We start from the raw sequence: 20,356 nt of genomic DNA on the forward strand, positions 1-20,356 counted from the left end.
TGATCGACGGTGGTCAGCTCATGGGTGGAACGTTGACTATTCGGCACGACAGGTTGTTTTTCACTAGTACTGCTTCGGCGTGGAATGTGGGAAGTGATCGGTCGGGTCGGGCACGCTGTTGGGTATCTGAAGGTACGGCCGTCATTGGTCGTCCTTCGGTTGCCGGCCCCGGTAAAGCATCGTGTATGCGGTGTGTGACGGGTGGCTGGTCGTTGTTTGAGAACTGCACAGTGGACGCGAGCATCTGTGGCCAAGTTTTTAAGGGCGCACGGTGGATGCCTTGGCACCAGGAACCGATGAAGGACGTGGGAGGCCACGATAGGCCCCGGGGAGCTGTCAACCAAGCTTTGATCCGGGGGTGTCCGAATGGGGAAACCCGGCAGTCGTCATGGGCTGTCACCCACTGCTGAACACATAGGCAGTGTGGAGGGAACGAGGGGAAGTGAAACATCTCAGTACCCTCAGGAAGAGAAAACAACCGTGATTCCGGGAGTAGTGGCGAGCGAAACTGGATCAGGCCAAACCGTATGCGTGTGATACCCGGCAGGGGTTGCGCATGCGGGGTTGTGGGATCTCTTTTTCACGGTCTGCCGGCTGTGAGACGAGTCAGAAACCGTTGATGTAGGCGAAGGACATGCGAAAGGTCCGGCGTAGAGGGTAAGACCCCCGTAGCTGAAACATCAACGGCTCGTTTAAGAGACACCCAAGTAGCACGGGGCCCGAGAAATCCCGTGTGAATCTGGCGGGACCACCCGTTAAGCCTAAATATTCCCTGGTGACCGATAGCGGATAGTACCGTGAGGGAATGGTGAAAAGTACCGCGGGAGCGGAGTGAAATAGTACCTGAAACCGTGTGCCTACAAGCCGTGGGAGCGTCGCGCATCGAGCTTGCTCGGTGCGTCGTGACTGCGTGCCTTTTGAAGAATGAGCCTGCGAGTTTGCGGTGTGTTGCGAGGTTAACCCGTGTGGGGAAGCCGTAGCGAAAGCGAGTCCGAATAGGGCGATTTAGTAGCGCGCTCAAGACCCGAAGCGGAGTGATCTAGCCATGGGCAGGTTGAAGCGGAGGTAAGACTTCGTGGAGGACCGAACCCACCAGGGTTGAAAACCTGGGGGATGACCTGTGGTTAGGGGTGAAAGGCCAATCAAACTCCGTGATAGCTGGTTCTCCCCGAAATGCATTTAGGTGCAGCGTCGTGTGTTTCTTGCCGGAGGTAGAGCACTGGATAGGCGATGGGCCCTACCGGGTTACTGACCTTAGCCAAACTCCGAATGCCGGTAAGTGAGAGCACGGCAGTGAGACTGTGGGGGATAAGCTCCATGGTCGAGAGGGAAACAGCCCAGAGCATCGACTAAGGCCCCTAAGCGTACGCTAAGTGGGAAAGGATGTGGAGTCGCAGAGACAACCAGGAGGTTGGCTTAGAAGCAGCCACCCTTGAAAGAGTGCGTAATAGCTCACTGGTCAAGTGATTCCGCGCCGACAATGTAGCGGGGCTCAAGCGTACCGCCGAAGTCGTGTCATTCACATATATAGGGCCAACGCCTGTGTGGATGGGTAGGGGAGCGTCGTGTGCCGGGTGAAGCAGCCGCGGAAGCGAGTTGTGGACGGTTCACGAGTGAGAATGCAGGCATGAGTAGCGATACACACGTGAGAAACGTGTGCGCCGATTGACTAAGGGTTCCTGGGTCAAGCTGATCTGCCCAGGGTAAGTCGGGACCTAAGGCGAGGCCGACAGGCGTAGTCGATGGACAACCGGTTGATATTCCGGTACCCGCTTTGAAACGCCCAATACTGAATCAGGCGATGCTAAGTCCGTGAAGCCGGCCCGATCTCTTCGGAGTTGAGGGTAGTGGTGGAGCCGACGAACCAGACTTGTATTAGGTAAGCGATGGGGTGACGCAGGAAGGTAGTCCAGCCCGGGCGGTGGTAGTCCCGGGGTAAGGGTGTAGGCCGTGTGGTAGGTAAATCCGTCACACATTAAGGCTGAGACCTGATGCCGAGCCGATTGTGGTGAAGTGGATGATCCTATGCTGTCGAGAAAAGCCTCTAGCGAGTTTCATGGCGGCCCGTACCCTAAACCGACTCAGGTGGTCAGGTAGAGAATACCGAGGCGTTCGGGTGAACTATGGTTAAGGAACTCGGCAAAATGCCCCCGTAACTTCGGGAGAAGGGGGGCCATCACTGGTGATCCGATTTACTCGGTGAGCTGGGGGTGGCCGCAGAGACCAGCGAGAAGCGACTGTTTACTAAAAACACAGGTCCGTGCGAAGCCGTAAGGCGATGTATACGGACTGACGCCTGCCCGGTGCTGGAACGTTAAGGGGACCGGTTAGCTGACTTTCGGGTCGGCGAAGCTGAGAACTTAAGCGCCAGTAAACGGCGGTGGTAACTATAACCATCCTAAGGTAGCGAAATTCCTTGTCGGGTAAGTTCCGACCTGCACGAATGGCGTAACGACTTCTCGACTGTCTCAACCATAGGCCCGGTGAAATTGCACTACGAGTAAAGATGCTCGTTTCGCGCAGCAGGACGGAAAGACCCCGGGACCTTTACTATAGTTTGATATTGGTGTTCGGTTCGGCTTGTGTAGGATAGGTGGGAGACTTTGAAGCGGCCACGCCAGTGGTTGTGGAGTCGTCGTTGAAATACCACTCTGGTCGTGCTGGATGTCTAACCTGGGTCCGTGATCCGGATCAGGGACAGTGTCTGATGGGTAGTTTAACTGGGGCGGTTGCCTCCTAAAGAGTAACGGAGGCGCCCAAAGGTTCCCTCAGCCTGGTTGGCAATCAGGTGTTGAGTGTAAGTGCACAAGGGAGCTTGACTGTGAGACCGACGGGTCGAGCAGGGACGAAAGTCGGGACTAGTGATCCGGCAGTGGCTTGTGGAAGCGCTGTCGCTCAACGGATAAAAGGTACCCCGGGGATAACAGGCTGATCTTCCCCAAGAGTCCATATCGACGGGATGGTTTGGCACCTCGATGTCGGCTCGTCGCATCCTGGGGCTGGAGTCGGTCCCAAGGGTTGGGCTGTTCGCCCATTAAAGCGGTACGCGAGCTGGGTTTAGAACGTCGTGAGACAGTTCGGTCCCTATCCGCTGTGCGCGTAGGAATATTGAGAAGGGCTGTCCCTAGTACGAGAGGACCGGGACGGACGAACCTCTGGTGTGCCAGTTGTCCTGCCAAGGGCATGGCTGGTTGGCTACGTTCGGAAAGGATAACCGCTGAAAGCATCTAAGCGGGAAGCCTGCTTCGAGATGAGTATTCCCACCCTCTTGAAGGGTTAAGGCTCCCAGTAGACGACTGGGTTGATAGGCCAGATGTGGAAGCCCGGTAACGGGTGGAGCTGACTGGTACTAATAGGCCGAGGGCTTGTCCTCAGTTGCTCGCGTCCACTGTGTTAGTTCTGAAATAACGAACGGCCGTGTTTTGTTCCGGTGTTGGTTAATTTCATAGTGTTTCGGTGGTCATTGCGTTAGGGAAACGCCCGGTTACATTCCGAACCCGGAAGCTAAGCCTTTCAGCGCCGATGGTACTGCAGGGGGGACCCTGTGGGAGAGTAGGACGCCGCCGAACTCCTTTTGATAGTTAAGCCCCGTGCCCTTGTGGCACGGGGCTTTTCTGCGTTCGGGGGCTGTTCGCTTGCCGGCTGCTGCGGTGCCGGAGCGCGGGTCCGGGCAGAAGTCCGCCGGCAGACCGGCTCCAGGGCCGAAACACCGCTGGGACGCGTCTCGGTGACGACGCGACAGATGGTTTGGCGCACCCCCTGGATCAGGGTATGCTTTAGCTCGTTGCCGCAGGGCAGCAAGGCCCCAATAGCTCAGTCGGTAGAGCGTCTCCATGGTAAGGAGAAGGTCTGCGGTTCGATTCCGCATTGGGGCTCAGACAGACGAAAGGCCCCCGCCAAGTGGCGGGGGCCTTTCGCGTATCCGGATCTATACGGCCGGCGGTTCGGGGACACGCATCGCGAGAATGGCCATGTCGTCCGAGGCCGGATCGGCTGCGAACCGCTCGACCGCCCGCAGAATGCGTGCCGCCACCGCGCCCGCCGTAAAGCCCGTGCAGGTGGCCAGTACGTCCGCCAAGCCGTCGTCGCCCAGCATGCGGGTGCCCTCACGGCGTTCGGTGACACCGTCGGTGACGCACAGCAGAACGTCGCCCGGTTCGAGCGTCACCGTCTGCTCGTACAGCTCCAGGTCCTCGATGACGCCCAGCAGTGGCTGCGGTTCCGCCGCGGCCTCGACCGATCCGTCCTGGCGCAGCCGCAGCGGCAACGGGTGGCCCGCACAGACCACCTTCAGCAGCGCACTGCCGTCCTCCTGGGGCCACAGCTCCCCGTACAGCAGAGTCAGGAAGCGGCTGCGGGCACCCTCGTCCAGGATGGCGGCGTTCAGCCGCTCCAGGACGGCGGGGCCGCCGAAGCCCTCGCGGGCGAGCAGACGCAGGGCGTGACGGGCCAAGCCCGTCACGGCCGCAGCCTCCGGGCCCGTGCCGCAGACGTCGCCGATGGCGAAACCGTACGCGCCGTCGCGGATCGGGAAGACGTCGTAGAAGTCGCCTCCCACCTCGTTGCCCTCACCGGCTGCCCGGTAGATGACCTCGATCTCGACGTTGGGTACGTCCGGCAGTCCGGGCGGCAGCAGGCTGCGCTGCAGGGACTGGCTGATCGCCATGCGCTCCGAGTAGAGGCGGGCGTTGTCGAGAGCCAGGGCGGCCCGGCGGGAGAGGTCCTCGGCCAGTTCCAGAATCTCCTGGCGGAAATGGTCGTCGGACGGTTTGCCGAGCGTGAGCATGCCGATGACACGGTTGCGGGCGACGAGCGGAAGGACCACCGTCTCCCCACCCACAGCGGCCGCTGTGGCGAGCGTCGTACGGATGCCCGCGCCCAGGTCGCCGGGGTCGCCGAGGCCGATGCTGTGCGTCGAGGTGCGCAGGGCCGCCTGGCGGGCGGCCTCGGACGGAGCGGACCAGATCCGGGCACCGGGGGCCGGCACCGGGTCAGGCGGGGAGATCTTGGAGAGCAGGGCCTTCAGGCCGTCGATGCGCTCCTCGTCCTCGTGCAGCACGTACGAGAGGTATGGGTCCGAAGACTGGTCGGCGATCGTGTAGACGGCGCACCAGGTGGCCAGGGTGGGGACCGTCATCTGAGCCATCAGGGCCAGCGTCTGGTCCCGGTCGAGCGTGCCCGCGAGGAGATCCGACGCCTCGACGAGGAAGGAGAGGGAACCGCGGCGCAGCCGTTCCAGCTCGCCCAGGCGGGCGGACTCGACGGCCAGGGCGATGCGGTCCGCTGCGAACTGGAGACGCAGGGCCTCCTCGTTCGAGTACCGGCCGGCGGCCTCGGCCGCGACGCCCAGGGAGCCCGTCAGACGGCCCTCGACCTTCAGCGGGACCGTGACCACCGAACGCATACCGGTGTTGCCCAGCAACGGGACGGCGCCCGGGACGGCGTCGAGGTCCTCGTGGACCGCGGGCATGCGCGCGGAGCCGTACCGTCCGGTACCGGCCTCCACGGGGACGCGGGCGAAGCGCTGGCGCGCGGAGGGCAGACCGGTCGTGGCCCGTACCTCCAGCTCGGTCTCGTCGTCCGTGGCCAGCAGCAGGAACGCCGCGTCGGCGTCGAGCAGGTCGCGTGCCCGCTCGACGGTGCGCTGGAGCAGGCCGTCGAGGTCGTCGGGGGCGGGGGAGCCGATGAAGACCTCGAAGGGGTCCGTCTTGCGGCCCTCGGCGCTCGTGTCGGAGACCGGAGTGCGTACCGGTGACTGGAGCACGGCCCGCTCGTATTCGCGGACCAGCAGACAGACCGTCGAGGGTTCGCCCCGGGTGTCCCGTACGCGCAGGTGGGAGCCGTAGACCGGGATGGTGCGGCCGTCGGCGGCGCGGATGCCGTAGCTGCCCTCCCAGCGGGAGAGACGGAGCGCGTCGGCGATCCCGGTGTTGGTGCCCGGAGTCTGCGGCCAGGCGGTGAAGTCGGTCAACTGCTTGCCGGTGACCTGATCCGCCGTGTATCCGAACAGGTACGCGGCGTCGTCGTTCCATGCCGCGACGGCGCCCAGGCTGTCGATCTGGACGACGGCGACCCTGACTCGTTCGTCGGTGACCGGGAGGAGGTCCACGGCGAGCAGCGGGCCCGCGGAACGGATGCCCACCGGGCGGTCGGGGAGATCGAGCTGGAACCAGACGTGTTTGTGCGCGGGGGAGTACTCGACGCCCCAGCGGGAGGCGAGTGCCGCGCACAGCAGCAGGCCGCGGCCGCCCTCCCGGTCCGGGCTGCCGAAGTCGGGGCCGTTGGACTGGAGGGGGATCTCCCGTTCCGGATAGTGGTCGGAGATCTCGACCCGGACGCCGTCCTCCGTACGGAGGCACAGCACGTCCGCGGCGGTGCCCGCGTGGACGACCGCGTTGGTGACGAGCTCGCTGGTGAGGACGACGGCATCGTCGACGACGTCGGTGTACCCCCACCCCTGGAGGGTGTCGCGGACAAAGGCGCGGGCGGTCGCGACGGAGCGCCCCACCGGGTCGAAGGTGGCAGCCGCACGCGCCGTGATTACAGCACTCCCCATATGGTGTCTCGTCGCTTCCCCGAGTCCTGTGCCCGATTCTCGCCGCTTCGATTCGCTTGCCAGGCTAGACGCTCCGTCCGTGTACCGGATACACGAGGGCCGACTTCGGGCAACAACGAACGGATACGGGCCTGTGACCGGACAAGTGTGGGCTTCCCCACGGAGCGATGTGGGACAACCTCTGGACGCTCCACCCCGACCGGTTCCGGCCTGGTAGGTTTCAACGATTTGACGTCCACATGGTCACCCGTCAACGGTGGGCTGTGGCGGTGAGCCATTCGGGATCTGGGCAAGCTCCCAGAGAAGACCCGAGCGATACGGTCAACCCTGCGGGAGGGACACGGTGGAGTCTGACGTGGCGGCGCGGGGAACAGGCACGCGCACTAAAGGCGGACAGTCCGTGAAGAAGCAGCGCAATGGAACCTTCGAAGTCGACGCCGCAGCGCTCAACAGACTGCTGGCCGGTCTGGTGGCCATGCGTGACGGGAATTTCCGCAGGCGTCTGACCGTCTCCGGCGACGGTGCGATGGCCGAGATCGCGGCAGTCTTCAACGAAGTCGCCGACCGCAATGTCCATCTCACGGGTGAGCTCGCCCGGGTGCGGCGTGTGGTCGGACGGGAGGGCAAGCTTACCGAGCGGCTGGAGACGGGCGCCTGCGAGGGGTCCTGGGCCGCCGCCATCGACGCCTCCAACGAGCTGGTCGACGATCTCGCGCGGCCGGTCTCGGAGGTCGGGCGTGTCCTGTCGGCGGTGGCCGACGGTGATCTGGAGCAGCGGATGGAGCTCCGTTCGCACACCACCGACGAAACGGTACGGCCACTGCGCGGCGAGTTCCTGAAGGTCGCCCGTACGGTCAACAACCTCGTCGACCAGCTGTCGGCGTTCACCGAGCAGGTGACGCGAGTCGCGGTCGAGGTGGGGACCGAGGGGAAGCTGGGTGGACAGGCCCAGGTGCGCGGCATGTCCGGGTCCTGGAAGGACCTCACGGACTCCGTGAACACCATGGCGTACCGGCTGACGGCACAGGTGCGGGACATCGCGCTGGTGACGACGGCGGTCGCCAAGGGCGACCTGTCCCGGAAGGTCACCGTCCACGTGGCCGGCGAGATGCTCCAGTTGAAGAACACCGTCAACACGATGGTCGACCAGCTGTCGTCGTTCTCCTCCGAGGTGACCAGAGTCGCCCGCGAGGTGGGCACGGAGGGCGAGCTGGGCGGGCAGGCCACGGTGCCGGGTGTGGCCGGGGTGTGGAAGGACCTCACCGACTCCGTCAACACCATGGCCGGGAACCTCACCTCCCAGGTGCGGGGCATCGCGGAGGTGACGACGGCGGTCGCCAACGGTGACCTGTCGCAGAAGGTCCGGGTGAGCGCGCGCGGCGAGGTCGCCCAGCTCGCCGAGACCATCAACCAGATGACCGAGACGCTGCGCACCTTCGCCGACGAGGTCACCCGGGTCGCCAGCGAGGTCGGTGGCGGGGGCGTGCTCGGTGGGCAGGCGCAGGTGCCGGGCGCCGCGGGTACGTGGAAGGACCTCACCGACTCGGTGAACACCGTCTTCCGCAACCTGACGACCCAGGTGCGGGACATCGCGCAGGTGACGACCGCGGTGGCCAGCGGTGACATGTCGCAGAAGGTCACCGTTGATGTGGCCGGCGAGATGCTGGAGCTGAAGAACACCGTCAACACGATGGTCGACCAGCTTCAGTCCTTCGGGTCGGAAGTGACCCGGGTGGCCCGGGAGGTCGGCGTCGAGGGCCGGCTGGGCGGCCAGGCCGAGGTGCCCGGTGCCGCCGGTACCTGGAAGGACCTCACGGACTCCGTGAACACGGCGTTCCGGAACCTGACCGGTCAGGTGCGGGACATCGCGCAGGTGACGACGGCGGTCGCCAACGGTGACCTGTCGCAGAAGGTCACCGTCGATGTGGCCGGCGAGATGCTGGAGCTGAAGAACACCGTCAACACGATGGTGGCGCAGCTGTCGTCCTTCGCCGACCAGGTGACGCGGATGGCGCGGGACGTGGGCACGGAGGGCCGCCTCGGCGGTCAGGCGCGGGTCGACGGCGTCTCCGGTACGTGGAAGGAGCTCACCGACTCCGTCAACTTCATGGCGGGGAACCTGACCTCCCAGGTGCGCCAGATCGCGCAGGTGACCACGGCGGTGGCCCGGGGTGACCTGTCGCAGAAGATCGACGTGGACGCGCGCGGGGAGATCCTGGAGCTGAAGAACACCATCAACACGATGGTCGACCAGCTCTCCGCCTTCGCCGAGCAGGTGACCCGGGTGGCCCGCGAGGTGGGCACGGACGGGCGGCTCGGCGGGCAGGCCCAGGTGCCCGGTGTGGCCGGTGTGTGGCGTGATCTGACCGACTCGGTGAACGGCATGGCGGGGAACCTCACCGCTCAGGTCCGTAACATCGCGCAGGTCGCTACCGCGGTGGCGCGCGGTGACCTGTCACAGAAGATCGACGTGGACGCGCGCGGCGAGATCCTGGAGCTGAAGAACACCCTCAACACGATGGTCGACCAGCTCTCGAACTTCGCCGAACAGGTGACCAGGGTCGCGCGTGAGGTGGGTACGGAGGGCATCCTCGGCGGCCAGGCCGAGGTGCAGGGGGTGTCCGGTACGTGGAAGGACCTCACCCAGTCCGTCAACGGCATGGCGAACAACCTGACCCTTCAGGTCCGCAACATCGCCGAGGTCACCACCGCGGTCGCCAAGGGCGACCTCTCCAAGAAGATCACCGTCGACGCCAAGGGCGAGATCCTGGAGCTGGTGACGACCGTCAACACGATGGTCGACCAGCTGCTCAACTTCGCCGACGAGGTGACGAGGGTCGCGCGCGAGGTGGGTACCGAGGGCATCCTGGGCGGTCAGGCGCGGGTGCGCGGCGCCACGGGCATCTGGAAGGACCTCAGCGACAACGTCAACCTGATGGCCAACAACCTGACCAGTCAGGTGCGGAACATCTCCCGGGTCTCGTCCGCGGTCGCCAACGGTGATCTGACGAAGAAGGTCACCGTCGAGGCGCGCGGCGAGGTTGCCGAGCTCGCCGACACCGTCAACACGATGGTGACGACTCTGTCCTCGTTCGCCGACGAGGTGACCCGAGTCGCCCGCGAGGTGGGCACGGAGGGCGAACTGGGCGGCCAGGCAAGGGTCCCCGGGGTCGCCGGTACCTGGAAGGACCTCACCGAGTCCGTGAACTCGATGGCGTCCAACCTGACCGGTCAGGTGCGCCAGATCGCCACCGTCACCACGGCGATCGCGAAGGGCGATCTCACGAAGAAGATCGACATCGATGCCCGCGGTGAGATCCAGGAGCTGAAGAACACCATCAACACGATGGTCGATCAGCTGTCCTCGTTCGCGGATCAGGTGACCCGGGTGGCCCGCGAGGTGGGTACCGAGGGGCAGTTGGGCGGCCAGGCGCGGGTGCGGGACGTCGACGGTACCTGGCGCGACCTCACCGAGTCGGTGAACGAGATGGCCGGAAACCTCACCCGTCAGGTGCGTGCCATCGCGGCTGTCGCCACCGCGGTGACCCGCGGCGATCTCAATCTGAAGATCGACGTGGACGCGGCCGGCGAGATCCAGGCCCTGCAGGACAACATCAACACGATGATCGCCAACCTCCGTGACACCACGGCGACCAACAAGGAACAGGACTGGCTCAAGGGCAACCTCGCCCGGATCTCCGGTCTGATGCAGGGGCGGCGCGATCTCGACGACGTCGCCTCGCTGATCATGAGCGAGCTGACTCCGGTCGTCTCGGCGCAGCACGGCGCGTTCTTCCTGGCCATGGCGACCGGTGAGACCGACGCGCTGGGTGCGGAAGGCGACCGGGAGGGCGCGTACGAGCTCCGGATGCGGGGCAGTTACGGCTACTCGGCCGGATCCATGCCGACGTCCTTCCGGCCCGGTGAGACGCTCATCGGAACGGCTGCGGAGGAGAAGCGGACGATCCAGGTGGACAACGTCCCGCCGGGGTACCTGAAGATCTCGTCCGGCCTCGGTGAGGCGCCGCCCGCGCATGTGATCGTGCTGCCGGTGCTCTTCGAGGGGAAGGTCCTCGGAGTGATCGAACTGGCCTCTTTCCAGCCGTTCACCCACATCCAGCGGGACTTCCTCAACCAGCTCGCCGAGATGATCGCCACCAGCGTCAACACCATCAGCGTCAATACGACGACCGAGAAGCTGCTGGAGCAGTCGCAGGAGCTGACGGAGCAATTGCGCGACCGTTCACAGGAGTTGGAGAACCGGCAGAAAGCCCTCCAGGAGTCCAACGCGGAACTGGAGGAGAAGGCCGAGCTGCTGGCCCAGCAGAACCGGGACATCGAGGTCAAGAACACCGAGATCGAAGAGGCGCGGCAGGTCCTGGAGGAGCGCGCCGAACAGCTCGCCGTCTCGATGCGCTACAAGTCGGAGTTCCTGGCCAACATGTCGCACGAGCTGCGTACGCCACTCAACTCGCTGCTCATTCTGGCCAAATTGCTGGCGGACAACGCCGAGGGAAATCTGTCGCCGAAGCAGGTGGAATTCGCCGAGACGATCCACGGGGCGGGGTCCGATCTGCTGCAGCTGATCAACGACATCCTCGATCTGTCGAAGGTCGAGGCGGGCAAGATGGACGTCAGCCCGACCCGGATCGCGCTGGTTCAGCTCGTCGACTACGTGGAGGCGACGTTCCGGCCGCTCACTGCGGAAAAGGGGCTCGACTTCTCCGTACGGGTGTCACCGGAACTGCCGGCCACACTGCACACCGACGAGCAGCGGCTGCTCCAGGTGCTGCGCAATCTGCTCTCCAACGCGGTGAAGTTCACCGACAGCGGCGCTGTCGAGCTGGTGATCCGGCATGCGGGGGCCGAGGTGCCGAACGCCATCCGCGAGCAGTTGCTGGAGGCCGGTTCGCTGCGTGACGCCGACGCCGATCTGATCGCGTTCTCGGTGACCGACACCGGTATCGGGATCGCGTCCAGCAAGATGCTGGTGATCTTCGAGGCGTTCAAGCAGGCGGACGGCACGACCAGCCGCAAGTACGGCGGTACGGGTCTGGGCCTCTCCATCAGCCGGGAGATCGCCCGGCTGCTGGGCGGCGAGATCCATGCGGCGAGCGAGCCCGGCCGGGGCTCGACGTTCACGCTGTACCTGCCGCTGCACCCCAGCGAACTCCCGCCGCAGGGGTACCCGCAGATCGGTCCCGGGCCCATCGAGGCGCACGGTGCCGCGGGCGAGGGCGGGCGGCTGCCCGAGACCGGGCAGGGGATCGGGCAGGGCCTCGGCGGGCCGGGCTTCCAGGACTTCGGGCGGGGAGAGGGCCAGCCGGGGATCGGGCAGGACCAGAGCGGCGCGGCAGGGCTGTTCCGGCGCCGGCGCAAGGCGCTGGGCGGCGCGGGACAGCAGCAGCCCGCCCTTCCGGCCCCCACCGGCTCCCCGGCGGCGCAGGCCGCTCCGCAGGAGCCGTGGACGCCGGCCGTCCAGGAGGAGCCCGAGGTCCGCAGGACGTTCCGGTTCAGCGGCGAGAAGGTGCTGATCGTCGACGACGACATCCGTAACGTCTTCGCGCTCACCAGCGTGCTGGAGCAGCACGGGCTGGCGGTTCTGTACGCGGAGAACGGGCGCGAGGGGATCGAAGTCCTGGAACAGCACGACGATGTGACGGTCGTACTGATGGACATCATGATGCCGGAGATGGACGGCTATGCGACGACCTCGGCGATCCGCAGGATGCCGCAGTTCGCCGGGCTGCCGATCGTCGCGTTGACGGCCAAGGCGATGAAGGGCGACCGGGAGAAGGCGATCGAGTCCGGCGCGTCCGACTACATCACCAAGCCGGTCGACCCTGATCATCTGCTTTCCGTTATGGAGGGATGGATGCGCGGAGAGTGATCGCCGATTGAGCGAATCAATGATGATTTGTTGATGGAGTCTGTCCGAAGTGGTGTGGGAACGCGGCTCCCGGGGAACCTTTTGGTCTCCCACCGCGTTTCTGGTATGTGCACAGTGACATCGCGGTGACAGGGTGTGGTGACCGGCGGGGTGCGGTTACCATGACCGGCACAAGGACGGACGGCGTAAGGGAGTCGTCCCCTGGGGCGGCGCCCGGTGCAATTCCGGGGCGAGGAGGACGGGCCATGGTGCCGAAGGCCAAGATCCTCCTGGTCGATGACCGGCCGGAGAATCTGCTGGCGCTGGAGGCCATCCTCTCTGCGCTCGATCAGACACTGGTGCGGGCATCGTCAGGGGAGGAAGCGCTCAAAGCGCTGCTCACGGACGACTTTGCGGTCATTCTGCTGGACGTCCAGATGCCGGGCATGGACGGTTTCGAAACCGCCGCGCACATCAAGCGGCGGGAGCGGACCCGGGACATCCCGATCATCTTCCTCACCGCGATCAACCACGGTCCGCATCACACCTTCCGGGGTTACGCGGCAGGCGCGGTGGACTACATTTCGAAGCCGTTCGACCCGTGGGTGCTGCGGGCGAAGGTCTCGGTCTTCGTCGAGCTGTACATGAAGAACTGCCAGCTCCGGGAGCAGGCGGCGCTGCTGCGGCTCCAGCTCGAAGGCGGCGTGCACGTCGGCGCGAACCACGAGAAGGAGCCCGCCGGTCTGCTGGCCGAACTCTCCGCGCGGCTCGCGGCCGTCGAGGAGCAGGCCGAGGCGCTGTCCAAGCAGCTTGACGACGAGTCGGCGGATGCCGGGGCGGTGGCCACCGCCGCCCATCTCGAACGGAAGCTCACCGGGCTGCGCCGGGCGCTGGACGCCCTGGAGCCCGGCGCCAACGGCGGACCGAACCTCCTTCCCTCGTAACGCCTCCGGCGCCCGCCCGTACCGCCCTTTCCCGTCAGGTGCCTTCACGCCCGCGCGGCGGCAACTGACGGGCGGTTCCGGCCGGTCGGTGGGCAGGACGCGATGCCGAGCGGATGAAGGCACGTCAGTTCGCTGCTGCCACAGGGCGACACGGTCGGGTGAACGGGCCCGCGCACGTGTTCACCGTCGTCGACACCGGTAACCTCGGCCCCATGGCCTCACGTACGTCCGGCAAGGGTTCCCAGGGCACGGCGGGCACCGCGAAGCGCGTCGGCGGTGGCCCCGGTCCGGCGAAGAAAGCCGCGCCGGCGAAGAAGGCCGCCGCCAGGAAGAGCGCGCCCGCGAAGAAGGCACCCGCCAAGAAGGCGGTGGCCAAGAAGGCGGCCGCGCCCAAACCGGCGCCCTCGCCCACCAGCGGTGTGTACCGTCTGGCGCGCGCAGTCTGGCTCGGTGCGGCCCACGCCATCGGCGCGATGTTCCGCGGCATAGGGCGAGGCGCCAAGGGGCTCGACCCCGCACATCGCAAGGACGGTGTCGCGCTGCTGCTGCTCGGCCTCGCGCTTGTCGTCGCCGCGGGCACCTGGTCGAATCTGCGCGGTCCCGTCGGCGATCTCGTGGAGATGCTCGTCACCGGCGCCTTCGGCCGGCTCGACCTCCTCGTGCCGATACTGCTGGGCGCCATCGCCGTACGGCTGGTCCTCTATCCCGAGAAGCCCGAGGCCAACGGCCGGATCGTCATCGGACTGTCCGCGCTCGTCATCGGGGTGCTCGGCCAGGTCCACATCGCCTGCGGATCGCCGGGACGCGAGGACGGCAGCGAGGCGATGCAGAACGCGGGCGGGCTCATCGGCTGGGCCGCCTCCAAACCGCTGATCTTCACCATGGGCGAGGTGCTCGCCGTCCCGCTGCTCCTGCTGCTCACGGTCTTCGGGCTGCTGGTCGTCACGGCGACCCCGGTGAACGCCATTCCGCAGCGGCTGCGGCTGCTCGGTTCCAGGCTGGGGATCATCGACCCCGGGTACGACCCCGAGGCGCAGGACGAGAGCGACGACGAGCGGTACGACGAGCAGTGGCGTGAGGCCCTGCCCGCCCGCTCGCGGCGCTCCTCCGTGCGCCGCTCCGAGGCGTACGACGAGTACGACGAGTACGACCCCGAGCGGGTGGAGGCCGACGCCCTCGCCAAGCGACGCAGGCCGCGCAGGCCCTCCGTGCAGCCCGCCATGAACCGCACCATGGACGCGGTGGACGTCGCGGCCGCCGCGGCCGCCGCGCTCGACGGGGCCGTACTCAACGGCATGCCGCCCTCGCCCGTCGTCGCCGACCTCACCCAGGGCGTCTCCGTGGACCGCGAGCGCACGGGCACTCCGGTGCCGGGCGCCAGAGAGGCGGAGCGCCCCCGGAGGCCGGGGGAGAAGGCCGCCTCGCCCTCCGGCGGCGTACCCGACCTGACCAAGCCCGCCCCCGACCGGTCGCAGTCGCAGCCGCTGCCGGCCCGCGCCGAGCAGCTCCAGCTCTCCGGCGACATCACCTACTCACTGCCCTCGCTCGATCTGCTGGAGCGCGGCGGCCCCGGCAAGACCCGCAGCGCGGCCAACGACGCGATCGTCGCGTCGCTGACCAACGTCTTCACCGAGTTCAAGGTCGACGCGGCCGTCACCGGTTTCACCCGCGGACCCACGGTGACGCGGTACGAGGTGGAGCTCGGCCCGGCCGTGAAGGTCGAGCGGATCACGGCGCTCGCCAAGAACATCGCGTACGCCGTCGCCAGCCCCGACGTCCGGATCATCTCCCCGATCCCGGGGAAGTCGGCGGTCGGTATCGAGATCCCCAACTCCGACCGCGAGATGGTCAACCTCGGAGACGTCCTGCGGCTCGCGGACGCCGCCGAGGACGATCACCCCATGCTGGTCGCACTCGGCAAGAACGTCGAGGGCGGTTACGAGATGGCCAACCTCGCGAAGATGCCGCACGTCCTGGTGGCCGGTGCGACCGGCTCCGGCAAGTCCTCCTGCATCAACTGCCTGATCACCTCGGTGATGGTGCGGGCGACCCCGGACGACGTCCGTATGGTGCTGGTCGACCCCAAGCGCGTCGAGCTGACCGCGTACGAGGGCATTCCGCACCTGATCACGCCGATCATCACCAACCCCAAGAAGGCCGCCGAGGCCCTTCAGTGGGTCGTGCGCGAGATGGATCTCCGCTACGACGACCTCGCCGCGTTCGGCTACCGGCACATCGACGACTTCAACCATGCCGTGCGCACCGGCAAGCTCAAGACGCCGGAGGGCAGCGAACGGGAGCTGTCGGCGTACCCGTATCTGCTGGTGATCGTCGACGAGCTGGCCGACCTGATGATGGTCGCTCCGCGCGATGTCGAGGACTCCATCGTCCGTATCACCCAACTGGCCCGCGCCGCCGGCATCCATCTGGTTCTCGCCACCCAGCGCCCCTCGGTGGACGTCGTCACCGGTCTGATCAAGGCGAACGTCCCCTCCCGGCTGGCCTTCGCGACCTCGTCGCTCGCCGACAGCCGGGTCATCCTCGACCAGCCCGGAGCCGAGAAGCTCATCGGAAAGGGTGACGGACTGTTCCTGCCGATGGGGGCGAACAAGCCGACCCGTATGCAGGGCGCCTTCGTCACCGAGGCCGAGGTCGCCGCCGTGGTCCAGCACTGCAAGGACCAGATGGCACCGGTGTTCCGCGAGGACGTCGTGGTCGGCACGAAGCAGAAGAAGGAGATCGACGAGGACATCGGCGACGACCTGGACCTGCTCTGCCAGGCCGCCGAACTGGTCGTCTCCACCCAGTTCGGGTCCACCTCGATGCTCCAGCGCAAGCTGCGGGTGGGCTTCGCCAAGGCCGGCCGGCTGATGGACCTCATGGAGTCCCGCAACATCGTCGGACCCAGTGAGGGTTCCAAGGCACGCGATGTCATGGTGAAGCCGGAGGAGCTCGACGGAGTGTTGGCACTGATTCGCGGGGAATCCGGTTCGTGAGGGTTTTCCGGGCAACCCTTTCGTCGGGCCGTACGTCAAGTTGAGGGGAGGGACGGCAAGATGTCCTTCCACGGGGCGGTCCGGAGAATCCGGCTCTGTTCGAATCTGATGGCGTACAAAGTCCTCCCTCCCGGTTGCCCCACCCTTTCTCACCCCCCCTAGACTGAACATCCAGCAGGTGGCTCACGCTCGAAAGGCACCCCCGTGTCCATCGGCAACTCCCCCGAAGACGACCGGCCTTCGATCGGTCGAGTGCTCCAGCAGGCTCGAATCGCCGCAGGTCTCACGGTCGAAGAGATCAGCACGTCCACCCGGGTGCGCATTCCCATCGTGCACGCGATCGAGGCGGACGACTTCTCCCGCTGCGGCGGCGACGTGTATGCGCGCGGCCATATCCGTACGCTGGCACGGTCCGGCGGCATCGATCCGGAACCGCTGGTTGCGCAGTACGACGCCGAGCACGGCGGCCGTCCCGCGCCCACGCCTGCGGCTCCGCTGTTCGAGGCCGAGCGGATCCGTTCCGACCCCAGGCGGCCCAACTGGACCGCGGCCATGGTCGCGGCCATCGTCGCCGTGGTCGGGTTCGTCGGCTTCACGTTCTTCAAGGGCAGCGACGACTCCCCGACCGCCGGCCAGGTCGCAGAAGGCCCGACCTCCGCCAAGACCACCCCCAAACCGGCGGCCAGCAAGCCCACCGATCCCAAGCCGGCTCCCTCCGACAGCGCCATTGCCGCGGCGCCGCAGGACAAGGTGACGGTCAAGCTCAGCGCCAGTCAGGGCAAGAGCTGGATCTCCGCAAAGGACCACAACGGCCGGCTGCTCTTCGACGGGCTGCTCCAGCAGGGCCAGTCGAAGACGTTCCAGGACAAGGAGCGGGTCGACCTCGTCCTCGGCAACGCCGGGTCGATCGAGCTCTTCGTCAACGGCAAGAAGGTCGAGGACCAGTTCCAGCCCGGTCAGGTCGAGCGGCTCTCGTACACCAAGGGTGACCCCGAGGTCGGCTGACCACAGCACTTCACGGTTCGCACACTGCGGCGAGCGCCCGGCCATCGCGCCGGGCGCTCGCCGCTTTGTCACTCCCCGTGACTGCGGAACCTGCGCGGTGGGGCCAGTGCCGGGACAAAGTAGTCTTGAGCCCATGCCCGAACGCCGTACCGTCGCCCTTGTCACTCTTGGCTGCGCCCGTAACGAGGTGGACTCGGAGGAGCTCGCAGGCCGCTTGGCAGCGGACGGCTGGGAGCTCGTCGAGGATGCCTCCGATGCCGATGTCGCCGTGGTCAACACCTGTGGATTCGTCGAGGCCGCCAAGAAGGACTCCGTCGATGCCCTGCTCGAAGCCAATGATCTGAAGGACCACGGCCGGACCCAGGCCGTCGTCGCCGTCGGCTGCATGGCCGAGCGCTACGGCAAGGACCTCGCCGAGGCCCTGCCGGAAGCGGACGGAGTCCTCGGATTCGACGACTACGCAGACATCTCGGACCGCCTCCAGACCATCCTCAACGGCGGCATCCACGCCTCGCACACCCCGCGGGACCGCCGCAAACTGCTGCCGATCAGCCCGGCCGAGCGCCAGGACGCCGTCGTGGCCCTGCCCGGCCACGCCCAGGAGGCAGCACCGGCCCCCGCCGACCTCCCGGAGGGAGTCGCACCGGTTTCCGGCCCGCGGGCACCCCTGCGCCGCCGGCTCGGCACCAGCCCCGTCGCCTCGGTGAAGCTGGCCTCCGGCTGCGACCGCCGCTGCTCCTTCTGCGCGATCCCGTCCTTCCGCGGTTCCTTCATCTCGCGACGGCCCTCGGACGTCCTGGGCGAGACCAGGTGGCTGGCCGAGCAGGGCGTGAAGGAGGTCATGCTGGTCTCCGAGAACAACACCTCGTACGGCAAGGACCTCGGTGACATCCGGCTGCTGGAGACGCTGCTGCCGGAGCTCGCGGACGTCGACGGGATCGAACGCATCCGGGTCAGCTATCTGCAGCCCGCCGAGATGCGGCCCGGTCTGATCGACGTACTTACCTCGACGCCGAAGGTCGCGCCCTACTTCGACCTCTCCTTCCAGCACTCGGCCCCCGGCGTGCTGCGGGCGATGCGCCGGTTCGGCGACACCGACAGCTTCCTGGAGCTTCTGGACACCATCCGGAGCAAGGCGCCGCAGGCCGGTGCCCGGTCCAACTTCATCGTGGGCTTCCCTGGCGAGACCGAGGCCGACCTGGCGGAGCTGGAACGGTTCCTCACCGGTGCGCGTCTCGACGCCATCGGCGTCTTCGGCTACTCCGACGAGGACGGCACCGAGGCGGTCGGCTACGAGAACAAGCTGGACGCCGACACCATCGCGGAGCGGCTCGCGCACATCTCACAGCTGGCCGAGGAGCTGACGTCCCAGCGCGCCGAGGAACGCGTTGGGGAGACGCTCCAGGTGCTGGTCGAGTCGGTCGAGGCGACCGAGGACGAGTCGCGCGCCGTGGGCCGCGCGGCGCACCAGGCACCCGAAACGGATGGCCAGGTGCTCTTCACCGCACGCGAGGGGCTTGTCCCGGGCCGTATGGTCGAGGCAACGGCAGTGGGCACCGAGGGCGTGGACCTGGTGGCCGAATGCCGCGAGTTTGCGGAGGTGGCCAGATGACCGGAGCGCCGGCATCCGCGACAGGTGGCACCGGCGCGACGCCGGTCCGCGGCGGGAAGCTGGGCACTGCGGCCGTCAACCAGGCCAGTCTGTGGAACATCGCCAATCTCCTCACCATGGCGCGGCTGGTGCTGGTCCCCGGCTTCGTCGTGCTGCTGCTCCACAACGGCGGATACGACCCGGCATGGCGTTCCTTCGCCTGGGCGGCCTTCGCCGTCGCGATGATCACCGACCTGTTCGACGGGCATCTGGCGCGTACGTACAACCTGGTCACCGACTTCGGGAAGATCGCCGACCCGATCGCCGACAAGGCGATCATGGGTGCGGCGCTGATCTGCCTGTCGTACCTCGGTGATCTGCCCTGGTGGGTCACCGGCGTGATCCTCTTCCGTGAGCTCGGCATCACCGTGCTGCGGTTCTGGGTGATCAGACACGGCGTGATCCCGGCCAGCCGCGGCGGGAAGATGAAGACGCTGTCTCAGGGGATCGCCGTCGGGATGTACGTCCTGGCGCTGACCGGACCCCTGGCGACACTGCGGTTCTGGGTGATGGCGGTGGCCGTCGTGCTGACGGTTGTCTCCGGTCTGGACTATGTGCGTCAGGCAGTCGTGCTGCGACGGCAGGGGCTGGCGGCGGAGCGGTCGGCGGCGGCCCAGGAAGCCGTCGAGGCGGCCGCGGAGGCTCCGGGTGGCGCCGAGGGCCCGGATCGGATCTCCGGGAGTTCAGAGGCCCGTGGCGCGGCGAGGACCTCAGAGGCCCGCGGTGCGGCGGAGGCCGAGCGGTGACAGCCGCGGCCCGGGTGCTTCGACGGCTCGTCGAGCGGGGTGAGACCCTCGCCGTCGCCGAGTCGTTGACCGGCGGCCTGGTCGCGGCCGAGTTGACGTCCGTACCTGGTGCCTCGCACTCCTTCCGCGGCTCCGTGACGGCCTACGCGACCCCCCTGAAGAGTGAAGTCCTGGGTGTGGATCCGGCCCTTCTGGCATCGCGTGGTGCAGTGGACCCCGAGGTCGCCTCCCAGATGGCCGCGGGCGTGCGCCGGGTACTCGGAGCGGACTGGGGACTTGCGACCACCGGCGTCGCGGGCCCCGAGCCGCAGGACGGCCGGCCCGTGGGAACGGTCTTCGTCGCAGTCTGCGGGCCTCGGGGAGCGGCGAAAGTAGCCACGCTGCGGTTGTACGGCGGACGAGCGGACATCCGTAATGAGAGCGTACGGAGCGTGCTCGATCTGCTCTCCGGCGAACTCGGCGGGTACGCGAGCGCACAGGATACGGAACAGATCGGGGGGAATTGATGTTTGCAGCCCTGAGTGAACACGACATCGCTCCCCGCACGGCCGCAGCGCTAGGCGGTACGGTGGGGCGTGAAGGATGCGGC

The 20,356-nt window shown here is 66.7% G+C and carries 8 protein-coding genes, 1 tRNA gene and 2 rRNA genes; 10 read left to right on the forward strand and 1 reads right to left on the reverse strand.

Annotation, left to right across the window (positions count from 1 at the left end):
- The first annotated feature begins 248 nt into the window (after nucleotides 1-248).
- From FHX80_RS22905 to FHX80_RS22915, 3 genes are all read left to right on the forward strand, one after another.
- Nucleotides 249-3,373: ribosomal RNA gene (locus FHX80_RS22905) — 23S ribosomal RNA — on the forward strand.
- 79 nt (nucleotides 3,374-3,452) lie between these two features.
- Nucleotides 3,453-3,569 (forward strand): 5S ribosomal RNA (rrf, locus tag FHX80_RS22910).
- A gap of 233 nt (nucleotides 3,570-3,802) precedes the next feature.
- Nucleotides 3,803-3,875: transfer RNA gene (locus tag FHX80_RS22915), tRNA-Thr, on the forward strand.
- A gap of 53 nt (nucleotides 3,876-3,928) precedes the next feature.
- Here the strand turns inward: FHX80_RS22915 and FHX80_RS22920 are convergent.
- Nucleotides 3,929-6,556 (reverse strand): SpoIIE family protein phosphatase, encoded by a 2,628-nt coding sequence (locus FHX80_RS22920; protein WP_145765911.1) that lies wholly within the window; start codon nucleotides 6,554-6,556, stop codon nucleotides 3,929-3,931.
- 400 nt (nucleotides 6,557-6,956) lie between these two features.
- On the opposite strand from FHX80_RS22920, the gene FHX80_RS22925 reads away from it, so the two are divergent.
- The 7 genes from FHX80_RS22925 (at nucleotide 6,957) to FHX80_RS22955 (ending at nucleotide 20,273) form a co-directional block, all read left to right on the forward strand.
- Nucleotides 6,957-12,446, forward strand: a complete 5,490-nt coding sequence (locus FHX80_RS22925; protein WP_145765912.1) for a HAMP domain-containing protein — start codon at nucleotides 6,957-6,959, stop codon at nucleotides 12,444-12,446.
- Nucleotides 12,447-12,691: 245 nt separating this feature from the next.
- Nucleotides 12,692-13,369 (forward strand): response regulator, encoded by a 678-nt coding sequence (locus tag FHX80_RS22930; RefSeq protein ID WP_145765913.1) that lies wholly within the window; start codon nucleotides 12,692-12,694, stop codon nucleotides 13,367-13,369.
- Nucleotides 13,370-13,581: 212 nt separating this feature from the next.
- On the forward strand, nucleotides 13,582-16,365 hold the full coding sequence (locus tag FHX80_RS22935; protein WP_145765914.1) for a DNA translocase FtsK: 2,784 nt from the start codon (nucleotides 13,582-13,584) through the stop codon (nucleotides 16,363-16,365).
- Between the two features lie 204 nt (nucleotides 16,366-16,569).
- Nucleotides 16,570-17,370, forward strand: a complete 801-nt coding sequence (locus FHX80_RS22940; protein WP_145765915.1) for a helix-turn-helix domain-containing protein — start codon at nucleotides 16,570-16,572, stop codon at nucleotides 17,368-17,370.
- 133 nt (nucleotides 17,371-17,503) lie between these two features.
- A complete protein-coding gene (gene rimO / locus FHX80_RS22945) occupies nucleotides 17,504-18,982 on the forward strand; it encodes a 30S ribosomal protein S12 methylthiotransferase RimO (RefSeq protein WP_145765916.1) in 1,479 nt (492 codons plus the stop codon).
- A complete protein-coding gene (gene pgsA, locus FHX80_RS22950) occupies nucleotides 18,979-19,767 on the forward strand; it encodes a CDP-diacylglycerol--glycerol-3-phosphate 3-phosphatidyltransferase (protein ID WP_145765917.1) in 789 nt (262 codons plus the stop codon). Before rimO ends, pgsA begins: the two co-directional genes overlap by 4 nt.
- Nucleotides 19,764-20,273, forward strand: coding sequence for a CinA family protein (locus tag FHX80_RS22955; RefSeq protein ID WP_145765918.1), 510 nt, complete (start codon nucleotides 19,764-19,766; stop codon nucleotides 20,271-20,273). The genes pgsA and FHX80_RS22955 overlap by 4 nt, the downstream gene beginning before the upstream one ends.
- The last annotated feature ends 83 nt before the right edge of the window (nucleotides 20,274-20,356 follow it).

Origin of the sequence: Streptomyces brevispora (assembly GCF_007829885.1) — a bacterium.
Lineage (GTDB): Bacteria > Actinomycetota > Actinomycetes > Streptomycetales > Streptomycetaceae > Streptomyces > Streptomyces brevispora.

Bases quoted from the DNA above. Each gene is read 5' to 3' on its own strand.
- FHX80_RS22920 (WP_145765911.1), bottom strand. From the start codon at position 6,556: ATGGGGAGTGCTGTAATCACGGCGCGTGCGGCTGCCACCTTCGACCCG.
- FHX80_RS22930 (WP_145765913.1), top strand. From the start codon at position 12,692: ATGGTGCCGAAGGCCAAGATCCTCCTGGTCGATGACCGGCCGGAGAAT.
- FHX80_RS22935 (WP_145765914.1), top strand. From the start codon at position 13,582: ATGGCCTCACGTACGTCCGGCAAGGGTTCCCAGGGCACGGCGGGCACC.
- rimO (WP_145765916.1), top strand. From the start codon at position 17,504: ATGCCCGAACGCCGTACCGTCGCCCTTGTCACTCTTGGCTGCGCCCGT.
- pgsA (WP_145765917.1), top strand. From the start codon at position 18,979: ATGACCGGAGCGCCGGCATCCGCGACAGGTGGCACCGGCGCGACGCCG.